Here is a 12,055-nt window from a genome sequence, read left to right as displayed (position 1 = left end):
GGTCTACGGACGGCGCAGGTGGTGGCGTTTGCGCCAGGCCACCGCCGCGCCGACCAGCGCCGGCAGGGCGATGCAGACCATCGCGATCAGGAAGGCCGGCGAGGTCGGGGATGAGGCCCGGGCCCCGGCGACGACATAGGCGGCGGTGTTCGGGATCGAGCCCAGCGCGGTCGCCACCAGGAAGGACGACCAGGTCATCCGCGAGACCGCGGCACAGTAGTTCGCGGCCCAGAACGGCACCCCCGGGAACAGCCGGGCCGCCAGCATCGAACGCAGACCGTGCCGGCTGAGCTGGCCGTCCGCCGCCTTGAGCAGCCGGCCGCGCAGGAGGGGCCGCAGCGCGTCCTGCCCCAGGACGCGGCCCAGCCCGAAGGCGATCCCGGCCCCCAGCACCGTGCCCGCCAGAGCCGCGCCGGCGCCCCACTGCGAGCCGAACAGCGCGCCGGCGGCCAGGTTCAGCAGCGGTCTCGGCACGAACGCCACCGTGCACAGCCCGTACGCCATCGCGAAGAGGGCGGCCGCCGACGCGCCGCCCAACTGGGGCGGCCAGCCGCCCGCGAGGAGCTTCTGCGGCTCGAAGAGCAGCACGCTCGCCGCGGCCGCCGCCAGCAGCACGACCAGCAGCGCCAGACGGGACCAGGGAGACAGGAGCACTCTGCCGCAGCGCGCGGCGAGGCCGCGGGGAGCGGCAGCCGAGGACGAGGCCGGCGCGGTGACGGTCGCGATGACGGGCAGGGGAGCAGGCGCGAGCAACGGAACGACGAAGTCCGTGCCGGTGGCCCGGGGAGAGGCCGTGGCGGTGCCCCCAGAGCGGGTGGTGGCATCGAGCATCCCGTGACACTAACGGACGATCGTGTGTGATCGCCGTATGGTTCGTCCCATGACCGTCACAGGCGGGGGCCCGATCGCCGCGCCGCACAGCGCTCTCGCGGACAGCGTGCTGGAGCGGCTGACGGCCGTGTACGGCGGTGCGGCCGACCCCGGCCGGGCGGCGGCCATGCGCGCGTACATGAAGGACGTGGCCCCCTTCCTCGGACTGCCCACCCCCGACCGCCGGGCCCTGTCCCGCGCCGTCCTCGCCGGCACGCCACGGCCCGCCGAGGCCGACTGCACCGCCATCGCGCTGCGCTGCTGGGCCCTGCCGCACCGCGAGTACCACTACTTCGCCGTGGACTACCTGCGCCGTCACGCGGGACGCCTGTCGTCGGCGTTCCTGCCCGTGGCCCGCCGGCTCGTCACCACCACCTCCTGGTGGGACACGGTCGATCTGCTCGCCGCGCACGTGGTCGGCGCCCTCGTCGCCGCCGACCCCGGCCTCACCGCCGACATGGACGACTGGATCGTCGACGAGGACCTGTGGGTCGTCCGTGCCGCCCTGCTGCACCAGCTGCGCCACAAGGAGCGCACCGACGCCGAGCGGCTGTTCTCGTACTGCCTGCGCCAGTCCGGCCACCCCCACTTCTTCGTCCGCAAGGCCATCGGCTGGTGCCTGCGCGAGTACGCCAAGACCGACCCGGAGGCCGTGCGCGCCTTCCTGGTCCGTGAGCGGGGCCGGTTCGCGCCGCTGACGGTGCGTGAGGCCCTGAAGAACCTCGACGCGGCCGCCGACCTGCCCTGAGCGGTTCTCACGGCCGCCGCGCGGGGCCGCGTGCGGTCGTCGGGCCGCTTCCCGGTCCGACGAAAACCGTTCGACACGTGACGAACCGTCCGCGAGGATCGGCCCCATGTTCCGGCAGGCCTTCCTCCTCGCAGCATCCGCGGTCGCGGATGCGCCGAAGGCTGCCGTCCCGATCCTCGCGGCCGCTGTCGACGGCGCCCGAAGCTGACCCTCCCCGGACTGTCCGGCGGACCCCCCAGGGGGAGGGTCGGCACGTTCCTCGGGGTCCCCCTTCCTACGGACACGCTTCGAGGTACAGCCATGCCCAAGACCGCTTACGTGCGGACCAAGCCGCATCTCAACATCGGCACCATGGGTCATGTCGACCACGGCAAGACCACCCTGACCGCCGCCATCACCAAGGTTCTCGCCGACCGCGGAACCGGCTCCTTCGTCCCGTTCGACCGCATCGACCGGGCCCCGGAGGAGGCCGCGCGCGGGATCACCATCAACATCGCGCACGTCGAGTACGAGACCGACACCCGGCACTACGCGCACGTCGACATGCCGGGCCACGCCGACTACGTGAAGAACATGGTCACCGGCGCGGCGCAGCTCGACGGGGCGATCCTCGTGGTCTCCGCGCTCGACGGGATCATGCCGCAGACCGCCGAACACGTCCTGCTGGCCCGGCAGGTGGGGGTGGACCACATCGTCGTCGCGCTCAACAAGGCCGACGCGGGCGACGAGGAGCTCATCGACCTGGTCGAACTGGAGGTCCGCGACCTGCTCACCGAGCACGGCTACGGCGGCGACGCCGCGCCCGTGGTGCGGGTGTCGGGGCTGAAGGCCCTGGAGGGCGACCCGCGCTGGACACGCGCCGTCGACGCGCTGCTCGACGCGGTGGACACCTATGTGCCCATCCCCGAGCGCTACCTGGACGCGCCGTTCCTGCTGCCGGTGGAGAACGTGCTCACCATCACCGGGCGGGGGACCGTGGTCACCGGCGCGGTGGAGCGGGGCACGGTGCGGGTGGGCGACCGGGTCGACGTGCTCGGCGCGGGCCTGGAGAGCGTCGTCACCGGACTGGAGACCTTCGGCCGGCCGATGGCGGAGGCCCAGGCCGGTGACAGCGTGGCTCTGCTGCTGCGCGGGGTGTCGCGCGACGCCGTCCGCCGGGGGCAGGTCGTGGCCGCGCCCGGCAGCGTGACGCCGCGACGGCGCTTCGAGGCGCGGGTGCACGTGCTGTCGACGCGGGAGGGCGGCCGTACGACGCCCGTCTCGACCGGGTACCGGCCGCAGTTCTACATCCGGACGGCGGACGTCGTCGGGGACGTGGACCTGGGGGAGATCCCGGTCGCGCGGCCCGGGGACACGGTCGCCATGACCGTCGAACTGGGCCACGAGGTCGCGTTGGAGCCCGGGCTCGGCTTCGCCGTGCGTGAGGGCGGGCGGACCGTCGCGGCGGGGACCGTGACGGCGGTCCTGTAAGGCGGACCGGTGGGCGCCGGGCCGCGGACCGCGGGCGGCCGACGGGGCCGCCGTGCGCAGGTCCGCGCCTCGGCGCCGGGGCGGGGGCGCGTCCTGGCGGGCGCGTCCTGCCCGGCACAATGAACAGGTGAACGACGAGCCCGTACCCGTCACCCGAGCCGTCGACCACGGCACCGCCAAGCTCATGCCCGACGTCGACCGGGACCGGGCCTGGCTGCTCACGGTCGACGGCGCGCCGCAGTCCTACGTCGACCTCGACGAGCCCACGCACCTGGAGTTCGAGTACACGCGGCGCCTCGGGCACGTCCTGGACCTCGTCGCCGAGCCGGGGCGGCCCCTGGACGTGCTGCATCTCGGCGGCGGCGCGCTCACCCTGCCCCGGTACGTGGCCGCGACCCGGCCGGGCTCCCGGCAGGACGTCGTCGAGTTCGACCGCGGTCTGCTGGACCTGGTCGTCGAGCACCTGCCCCTCCCGCCCCGGGACGGCGTCGAGCTGCACGCGGCCGACGCGCGGGCGTGGCTGGAGGCGGCCCCGGACGACTCGGCGGACGCGCTCGTCGCCGACGTCTTCGGCGGCTCCCGGGTCCCCGCCCACCTGACCTCCCTCGCCTGCGCGCGGGAGGCGGCACGCGTCCTGCGCGGTGACGGGGTCTACCTGGCGAACCTCGCCGACGCGGCGCCGTTCGCCTTCCTGAGGACCCAACTGGCCAACCTGGCCGAGGTGTTCGAGGAGCTGGCGCTGATCGCGGAGCCGGCCGTGCTGCGCGGCCGCCGCTTCGGCAACGCGGTGCTGGCCGCCGCGCACCGCCCGCTCGACCTGGCCGCCCTGGCCCGCCGGACCGCCTCCGACGCGTTCCCGGCCCGGGTGGAGCACGGCCCCGGCCTGCGCCGTCTCATCGGCGACGCCCGCCCGGTCCGCGAGGAGGACGCCGTACCGTCGCCCGAACCGCCCGAGGGCGCGTTCGGCATCGGCTGAGGGCCGGCCGGCGGGCCGCCGCCTCGCCGTTCGCCGCCTCCGACGGCGATCGGGGGAGACGGCGCCCGTCGCCGCGGAGCGTCGGCCACCGACGACAACGCCGCAGATGCGCGTGCCGGCCCCCGCGCCTGCGGGGGATCCGAACGGCAGGCCCTAGTTCTGGGTGGGCGTCCCGTGCAGTCGTACGGTGCTGAGGATCTGCATGATCGTGGCCTTCGGGAGCTCGTCCTTCACGCCCTTGGCCCCGTACAGGTTCCAGGACACGTAGTCGCTGTTGGAGTTCTTGAAACCGAAGGTGATCGCCTTGCCGTCGCTGTCGCACTTGCCCTTCTGGGGCGTGTTCGTCGACTGCGCCCAGGCGTAACTGCCCTTGACACCGGAGGCGGTGGTGAAGGGGGTCGCCTTCTTGTCGAAGGTGATGCTCTTCTTGTCCGGCTCGGTGTAGCCGCCGAAGACCCACCACGCGGGCGTGTTGATCGCGATCTCGTCGGTGCTCTTGGCGCCCTCCGCGCCCTTGCTCCCGACCATGGCGAGGGCGGTGTCCTCGACCTTGCCGTCCTTGTCGGAGTCCACCGAGCACCACTTCGACTTGAACTCGGCCGTGCCCCCCTGCAGGATCCGGTCGTAGCCGTCGGACTTCTTCTTGTCCTCCCACTCGAACCCCTGGCTGAGCCCCGGCGACTGGACCTCCCAGTCCGCCGGCACGTCGAAGGCGATGCCCCACTTGGGGTTCACGACGACCTTCCAGCCGGCGATGGTCGGCTTTTCCGTCTCGCCGTTGCGCGGGTTGTCGTCCGTGCCGGCCGACGAGGACGCCGACGCCGAGGCGGACCCGGAGACCGAGGGGCCGGTGCTGCCCTTGCTCACGGGGGCCGGTTCGTCGTCGTCGCCGCCCAGCACCAGGAACCCGGTGACCGCGGCGGCCACGACGACGGCCGAGGCCGCCACGATCGCGACCAGCTTGGTCCGGTTGTCGCCGCCTCCGCCGCCTCCTCCGCCGCCGCTGCCGGGCGGCGGCGTGGGCGCGCCCACGGGCGCCGGTGCGCCCCACTGCGGCTGCTGCGCATAGGGGTTGGGCTGCTGCTGGTATCCGGGTTGTTGATACGGGTTCGGCTGCTGGTATCCCGGCTGCTGGTACGGATTGTTCTGCGCCTGCGGGTTCTGCTCTCCCCCGGGCGGCTGCTGTCCTGGCCACATGGCCAGAAACACTAGTGCCGTCCGGGACACGGTTCGGTCACCACCCCTTGTCAGGGACGTACCGAATCGAGGCGGGACGGGCGCGACCCGGGCACGGTGCCCCGGTACTTCCGGATTGCGGGGTTCCGGCGTCGGGCCGCGAGCCCAGGGTGGCGGCCCCGGCCGGCGACCCCGAGCGGCGGGACCGCACGGTGGTCGCGGGCGGGTCATGGGGCGAGCGTCACATCGGCTGGCCAGCAGAAGCTACTCGTAGGTAACATCACGGCATGAGCGCAGACCAGATGTCCATCGGCGAGATGCTCGCCGCCACGGTGCCCATGGCCCGGACCCTGAACCTCGAGTTCATCGAGGCCGGTCCGGAGAGGGCCGTGGTCGCGCTGCCGGACCAGGGCGAGTTCCACAACCACGTCGGCGGCCCGCACGCCGGCGCGATGTTCACGCTCGGTGAGTCGGCCAGCGGCGCGATCGTCCTCGCGGCGTTCGGGGACCAGCTCTCCCGGGCCGTGCCGCTCGCCGTCGGCGCGGAGATCGCCTACCGCAAGCTGGCGATGGGCGCCGTCACCGCCACCGCCACCCTGGGGCGGCCGGCCGCCGAGGTCGTCGCACAGCTCGACGCGGGGGAGCGCCCCGAGTTCCCGGTCGCGATCGAGATCCGCCGCGCCGACGGGGCCGTCACCGGCGAGATGACCGTGACGTGGACCCTGCGCCCCAACGGCTGACATCACCGAGGGCCGCCCCGGCCGGCGGCTGGCACGCCCCGGCCGGCGCGTCAGGACGGCCGACGCCCCCGTCCGCCCGGAGGCCTCGGCCGTCGTCGGCGTCGCCCCGTCAGGCGGCCGGCCGGTCCCGCTCGGCGTCGCCGTCCTCCAGGCCCGCCGCGAAGTCCTTGAGCCAGGCGACGAACTCCGGCCCCAGATCAGGCCGTTCGCAGGCCAGACGGACGACGGTGCGCAGGTAGTCGGCCTTGTCGCCGGTGTCGTACCGGCGGCCGGAGAAGATCACGCCGTGCACCGTGCCGGCCGCCGCCAGTTCCTGGAGCGCGTCGGTGAGCTGGATCTCACCGCCGCGACCCGGCCCGGTACGCTCCAGGACGTCGAAGACGGCCGGGTCGAGGACGTAGCGGCCGATGACGGCGTACCGGCTCGGCGCGTCCTCGCGCGCGGGCTTCTCCACCAGTGCGGTGACGCGCACGACGCCGTCCTCGCCGGACGGTTCCACCGCCGCGCAGCCGTAGAGGTGGACCTGCTCCGCCGGCACCTCCATCAGGGCGACCACGCTGCCGGCGTACCGGTCGCGGACGTCCAGCATCTGGCTCAGCAACGTCTCGCGGGGGTCGATGAGGTCGTCCCCGAGCAGTACGGCGAACGGCTGGTCGCCCACGTGGTTGCGGGCGCACAGCACCGCGTGACCGAGGCCGAGCGGGTCGCCCTGCCGGATGTGGTGGATGTCGGCGAGCCGCGCGGGGTCGCGCACCGCGTCCAGTCGCACGGTGTCGCCCTTGGCGGCGAGCGCCTGCTCCAGTTCGAAGGCGTGGTCGAAGTGGTCCTCGATGGCCCGCTTGTGCCGGCCGGTCACCATCAGCACGTCGTCCAGGCCGGCGGCCGCCGCCTCCTCGACGACGTACTGGATGGCCGGCTTGTCGACGACGGGCAGCATCTCCTTCGGGGTCGCCTTGGTGGCGGGCAGGAAGCGGGTGCCGAGACCGGCGGCCGGAACGACCGCTTTCCGGACCCGGGGGGCGAAGTGGGGGGCGCTCATGCCGACGATGCTGGCCCACGCGGATGGGAGTACGCCGAGAGCCGCATCGGAGGTTCCTGTGTGCCGCGGGTCCGCCGTCGGTCGGCCCCGGTCTGCCGCGGGGCGGCCGTCGGGGCGGTGGCCGGGGCGGGGGCCTGAACTTGGAGATTCCGTGTCTCATCCGGCTTTCCCCGCACACAAGTTGAGCCGGGCCATCCGGGGTATTTTCGAAAACGGGTGCGGCTACCGCCGGTAACTTATCTGAAATTCGCTCTCTTTGAACTTGGGTCACTCGGACTCCTTGTTTCCCGTGAGGGCCGTGTGCGAAGGTGAGCCTCCCCATACGGATGGGTCGGATCAGGCCAACCTGCCTGGTCAGACCAAAGGTACGCACCAATCAGGCACCTGCTTTCCGGCGATGTGTTTTCCGTGCCGTCGCCGGCTTGGAAGGAAATGGTTCCGTGCAATCCCCCAACCCCCCACGCCCGCCCCACCCGCCCCGCCCCGGTTGGACCCCTGGGGATTCCGATCCCGAACTCATCGCCCGGCTGGCCGACCCCGACGGCCGTGCCCACGCGATAGCCCTGCTGTTCGCCCGTCACTGGCGGTCGGCCCACGACTACGCCACCGTCTGCCTGGCCGGCACCGAGGACACGGCGCGCCTCGTGGCCGCCGCGGCCTTCCACGACGTGCTCGGCCGGCTGGCCGACGGGCGCACCGGCGGGGCCCTGCGCCCCCAACTCCTCGTCGCCGTGCGGGAGACCGTCCGGCAATGGGCCGGCGCCGACAAGGTCGCGGCCGTTCTGCCGGAACTGCGGAAAACCGTCGGCGGCCGCGGACTGCGCGCCGCGCGCCCGGTGACCGCCGAAAGGCGGCAACTGGCCAAACGGGCTTTCCAGTTGCTCCCGTCCGCCTCGCAATGCCTTCTCTGGCACACGGAGGTGGAGGCGGAACCCATATCCGTACCGGCTGGTCTGTCGGGGGTGGACGGCATCGCCTCGCAGGCCGCTCTGGAACAGGCGCGGGAACAATTGCGGGTGGGTTGCGTACGCGCCCACCGGGAACTCGCGCCGACGAGCGAATGCCGCTTCTACAACCGCCTCCTCGACGTTCCCCTGCAACGCGGCGGAACACTGCTGCCCGATGTCCGCCGCCATCTCGCGCACTGCCGCTTCTGCCGCCACGCCGCCGAACAGCTCAGCCATTTCGACGGCGGACTGGACGTGCTGCTCGCCGAGACCGTGCTCGGCTGGGGCGCCCGCCGCTATCTCGACTCCCGCCCCGGCCGCGCGTCCGCCGCCGCCTCCTCCCACGCGCCTGCCCGCCCGGTCGGGATGCGTCCGCCCGCCGGGGGCGGCCGGCACCGCACCACCTCCGCGGGCCTGCTCGACCTGCCGGGCAGGCGCCCCAAGGCCGTGCTCGTCGGCGTGGGGCTGACCTCCCTCGCGCTGCTCGCGACCGTCCTCGTGGCGAAGGGCTGGTCGGACGACGGCGCGCCCGCTCCCGGCGCGACCTGGGGTGCGCCCGTCGGCCGGACCAGCACTCCGGCCACCGGCGGGCAGTGGTTCCCGGGCGTCTCCCGTGACTCCTCGCCCTCCGGCTCCCCGTCGGCGGCCTCCGCCTCGCGCACCACCGAGGCCGCGCTCGGCAGCCTGCGCGGCCCGGACTCGGGGCTCTGCCTCGACGTCTCGGGCGGCCGGGCCGAGGCCGGCGTGGGGATCGTCCTGGCGGACTGCTCGGCGGCGGCCTCCCAGCGGTGGTCGTACCAGCACGACGGGCTGCTGCGCAGCGCCGCCGATCCCACGCTCTGTCTGGCCGCCGACCCCGGCAGCCGGACGACCGCCCTGGCCCGGTGCCTGGTGCACGCGGGGGAGACGTTCTTCGATCTGACCGTCCGCGGCGAGCTGCTGCTGCGCCGGGACGACCAACTCGTCGTCGCCCGGGACGCCGAGGCGGCGGGGGCGTCCGTCGTCGTCTCCGGGCGGGACGGCTCGGCCGGACAGCGGTGGGTCTTCGACACGGCCGCGACGGCGTCCGGAGCGCCCGGCCCGCAGGTGCGCAAGCAGACGGAGCCGCCCGCCGCCGATGCGCCGAACACGCCGGGGGCCCCGGCCCTTCCGGCGTCCCCCGCGCCGGGCGGCGCCCCGCCCCTCGCCCCCGGCGGTGCTCCCGCACCCGCCGGGACGGCCCCGGCCGGGCCGGAGTTCCAGACGAGGATCGCCCAGGTGAGCTGTTGTGACACCCCGGCGGGCCCGGCTGTCCCGGCCGCTCCGGCTGAGCCGGCCGGTCCAGCCGCCGCCACCGTCGTGGACGCCCTCCCGGCGCCGGCCGCCGTGTCCGAGGCGCCAGAGGTGTCCGCCGTGTCCGACGTGCTCGGCGGAGCCGTCGAGCAGGCGACCGCCTCCCTGGGGCACTGAGCCGGCGACGGCCGCGAAGCCGAAGGAGGGGCCGCACGAGGGGAGCGGCCCCTCCTTCGTCGCGCCGCGGCCCGGCGCGGTCCGGGACCGGACGCCCCAGCGGCTCGGCCACCGCTCGGCCACCGCCCGGCCGGTCCCGCCCGCGTCCGCCGTCCGCGAGGGCGCGGGCGTCCGCGAGGTCGTCGTCGTGCGCGAGGTCGTCGTCGTGCGCGAGGTCGTCGTCGTGCGCGAGCGCGGTGGGCTTCCGCGAGGCCGTCTGCGTCCGCGGGTCAGCCGGTCGGGCGGCTTCCCCGCCGGAACAGGGCGCGGACCGTGGGCGTTTCGACGTCCGCGATCGTCTCCTCCACGGGGCGGACCGCCGGGGACCGACCCGGTAGGCTTCCTGGGAAGGGCGACAGAGCCAGGACGTCAAACGGGAGGAACCCGCGGTGCACGTGCAGGAATGGCTCGACACGGTGCCCGCAGCCGCCGTCTACGCCGTGGTCGCCCTGGTCATCGGCCTGGAGAGCCTCGGCGTTCCGCTGCCCGGTGAGATCGTCCTCGTCTCGGCCGCGCTGCTCTCCTCCCAGCACGGCGGTGTGAACCCGGTCGTCCTGGGCGCGTGCGCCACCGCCGGCGCCGTGGTCGGCGACTCCATCGGCTACGCGATCGGCCGCAAGGGCGGACGCCCGCTGCTGGCCTGGCTGGGCGCGAAGTTCCCCCGCCACTTCAGCGAGGGGCACATCGCCACCGCGGAGCGGTCCTTCGAGAAGTGGGGCATGTGGGCCGTCTTCTTCGGCCGCTTCGTCGCCCTGCTGCGCATCTTCGCCGGACCGCTCGCGGGCGTCCTGCACATGCCGTACTGGAAGTTCCTCACCGCCAACCTGCTCGGCGGCATCGCCTGGGCGGGCGGCACGACGGCCGTCATCTACTACGTGGGCGTCGTCGCGGAATCCTGGCTGAAGCGGTTCTCGTGGCTGGGACTGGTGCTGGCGGTGCTGATCGGTCTGACGTCGATGCTCGTCATCAAGCGGAAGTCCAAGCGCGCCGCGCACGAGACCGCCGAGACGAAGACCGACGCCGAGCCCGCGGTCGCCGCCGAGTAGCCAGGCCGAGCAGCCAGAGCCGAGCAGCCAGAGCGGCGAAGCGGACGGCACCCGCACCCCGGCAACGCCGACCGCGCCCCCTGCCGGTTCCTACAGGTCCCTACCGGTGGATCTCCCCGTGCGCCTTGGCCAGGTCCGCGTACAGCGTGCCGTTCAGGGTCACGCCCTGCCGCTCCTCCTCGCTCAGCTCCCGCTTCACCTTGGCCGGCACCCCCGCCACCAGCGAACCCGGCGGGATCTCCATCCCCTGCGGCACGAGCGCCTGCGCGGCGACCAGCGAACCCGCCCCGATCACGGCCCCGTTGAGCACGGTGGCCCCCATTCCGACGAGGCAGTCGTCCCCGACGGTCGCCCCGTGCACCACGGCGTTGTGACCGACCGAGACCCGCTCGCCGATGGTCACGGGGAACCCGGGGTCGGCGTGCAGCGTCACGTTGTCCTGGATGTTGGCGTCGGCCCGGACGGTGATCCGCTCCACGTCCCCGCGCACGACCGCCCCGTACCAGACACTGGCCCCCGCCTCCAGGGTGACGTCGCCGATCACCGAGGCGGTCGGCGCCACGAACGCCTCCGCGTGGACCTGGGGTTCCCTGCCGCCGATGCCCACGATCAGCGCCCTGTGCGTCATCACCGTCTCCTCGTGCCCGTCGTGCCCGTAGCGTCCGTCGTTTCCCCGCACCGTACGCCACCGGGTGGGGCGAAGATCACAGGGCCGGGGGCCGTCGGCCGCAGCGCGCGCTGAGTACGGTGAGCGGGTGCCGAAGCGCAAGAACACGTTCTCATCATGGCGGCGCCGACAGGTGCAGCGCGCCGTCCACGCGGGCTGGTCCTGGGTGCAGCGCACGGCGTCCGTCACCGCCGAGCGCCCCGGGCGCTTCCGCTTCGGCTCGATGGGCGTCGGCACCCGGCTCGCGTTTCCGCTCGGCACGGTCTTCGGGGAGCCCTGGATCCACCTCGGCGCGCACTGCATCGTGGGCGAGCAGGTGACTCTGACCGCCGGTCTGATGCCCGACCTGGACCTCGGCCCGGACCCGATCCTGCGCCTCGGCGACGGCGTGGTCCTCGGCCGGGGCAGCCATGTCATCGCCGACACGACCGTCACCATCGGCAGCGACTGCTACTTCGGTCCGTACGTGTACGTCACGTCCACCAACCACTCCTACGACGATCCGCACGAGCCGATCGGCAAGCAGTGGCCCCGCATGGAGCCGGTGGAGATCGGCCCGGGGTGCTGGATAGGCACCGGTGCGGTGATCCTGCCGGGGGCGCGGATCGGGCGGAACGTCGTCGTGGCCGCCGGCGCGGTCGTGCGCGGGACCGTGCCCGACCACGCCGTCGTCGCGGGGGCGCCCGCCAGGGTCGTGCGACGCTGGACGGCCGCCGACGGCTGGCAGCCGCCGCTGCGCAGCCCCGCGCCGGTGCCGATACCGGACGGCGTCACCTCCGACCAGCTGGTCGCCCTCTCGGAGCTGGACGAGGAGACGGTGGCGAAGCTGGCCCGGCTGGAGCCCGGGAGCTGAGGGCGACCGCGGCGAGCAAGCGGCGCAGTACAGTT

The 12,055-nt window shown here is 73.8% G+C and carries 11 protein-coding genes; 7 read left to right on the top strand and 4 right to left on the bottom strand.

Annotated elements, in window-relative coordinates; translation table 11 throughout:
* Window positions 1-3 precede the first annotated feature (3 nt).
* Window positions 4-831, bottom strand: coding sequence for a TVP38/TMEM64 family protein (locus tag Sri02f_RS11110; protein WP_109000919.1), 828 nt, complete (start codon window positions 829-831; stop codon window positions 4-6).
* Window positions 832-880: 49 nt separating this feature from the next.
* Here Sri02f_RS11110 and Sri02f_RS11105 point away from each other — a divergent pair, with 49 nt between their 5' ends.
* The 3 genes from Sri02f_RS11105 (at window position 881) to Sri02f_RS11095 (ending at window position 4,064) form a co-directional block, all read left to right on the top strand.
* On the top strand, window positions 881-1,618 hold the full coding sequence (locus tag Sri02f_RS11105; RefSeq protein WP_109000918.1) for a DNA alkylation repair protein: 738 nt from the start codon (window positions 881-883) through the stop codon (window positions 1,616-1,618).
* A 300-nt stretch (window positions 1,619-1,918) separates the two neighbouring features.
* Complete coding sequence (gene tuf / locus Sri02f_RS11100; RefSeq protein ID WP_109000917.1) at window positions 1,919-3,088, top strand: elongation factor Tu; 1,170 nt, start codon at window positions 1,919-1,921, stop codon at window positions 3,086-3,088.
* A 184-nt stretch (window positions 3,089-3,272) separates the two neighbouring features.
* The gene (locus tag Sri02f_RS11095) at window positions 3,273-4,064 is read left to right on the top strand and encodes a spermidine synthase (protein WP_109001035.1); all 792 of its coding nucleotides are present in this window, start codon (window positions 3,273-3,275) and stop codon (window positions 4,062-4,064) included.
* Window positions 4,065-4,217: 153 nt separating this feature from the next.
* Here the strand turns inward: Sri02f_RS11095 and Sri02f_RS11090 are convergent, their stop codons facing one another.
* Complete coding sequence (locus Sri02f_RS11090; RefSeq protein ID WP_109001034.1) at window positions 4,218-5,261, bottom strand: DUF8017 domain-containing protein; 1,044 nt, start codon at window positions 5,259-5,261, stop codon at window positions 4,218-4,220.
* Window positions 5,262-5,542: 281 nt separating this feature from the next.
* On the opposite strand from Sri02f_RS11090, the gene Sri02f_RS11085 reads away from it, so the two are divergent.
* A complete protein-coding gene (locus Sri02f_RS11085; RefSeq protein WP_069771424.1) occupies window positions 5,543-5,980 on the top strand; it encodes a DUF4442 domain-containing protein in 438 nt (145 codons plus the stop codon).
* A 109-nt stretch (window positions 5,981-6,089) separates the two neighbouring features.
* Here Sri02f_RS11085 and galU read toward each other — a convergent pair whose 3' ends face one another.
* Window positions 6,090-7,019 carry a UTP--glucose-1-phosphate uridylyltransferase GalU gene (gene galU / locus Sri02f_RS11080; protein ID WP_109000916.1) on the bottom strand — a complete coding sequence of 310 codons (930 nt, stop codon included), beginning with the start codon at window positions 7,017-7,019 and terminating at the stop codon, window positions 6,090-6,092.
* A 440-nt stretch (window positions 7,020-7,459) separates the two neighbouring features.
* Between galU and Sri02f_RS11075 the strand changes: the two genes are divergently transcribed.
* Together Sri02f_RS11075 and Sri02f_RS11070 are read left to right on the top strand one after the other, a co-directional pair.
* A complete protein-coding gene (locus tag Sri02f_RS11075) occupies window positions 7,460-9,415 on the top strand; it encodes an RICIN domain-containing protein (RefSeq protein WP_109000915.1) in 1,956 nt (651 codons plus the stop codon).
* Window positions 9,416-9,843: 428 nt separating this feature from the next.
* Entirely contained in the window at window positions 9,844-10,500 is a 657-nt protein-coding gene (locus tag Sri02f_RS11070; RefSeq protein ID WP_109000914.1) for a DedA family protein, read from the top strand.
* Between the two features lie 100 nt (window positions 10,501-10,600).
* Here Sri02f_RS11070 and Sri02f_RS11065 read toward each other — a convergent pair whose 3' ends face one another.
* Complete coding sequence (locus Sri02f_RS11065; RefSeq protein ID WP_109000913.1) at window positions 10,601-11,128, bottom strand: gamma carbonic anhydrase family protein; 528 nt, start codon at window positions 11,126-11,128, stop codon at window positions 10,601-10,603.
* Window positions 11,129-11,255: 127 nt separating this feature from the next.
* On the opposite strand from Sri02f_RS11065, the gene Sri02f_RS11060 reads away from it, so the two are divergent.
* Entirely contained in the window at window positions 11,256-12,020 is a 765-nt protein-coding gene (locus Sri02f_RS11060; protein WP_109000912.1) for an acyltransferase, read from the top strand.
* The last annotated feature ends 35 nt before the right edge of the window (window positions 12,021-12,055 follow it).

It is taken from the genome of Streptomyces rishiriensis, from assembly GCF_003112535.1.
Lineage (GTDB): Bacteria > Actinomycetota > Actinomycetes > Streptomycetales > Streptomycetaceae > Streptomyces > Streptomyces rishiriensis.
This window is presented reverse-complemented; position numbering and strand designations above follow the sequence as displayed.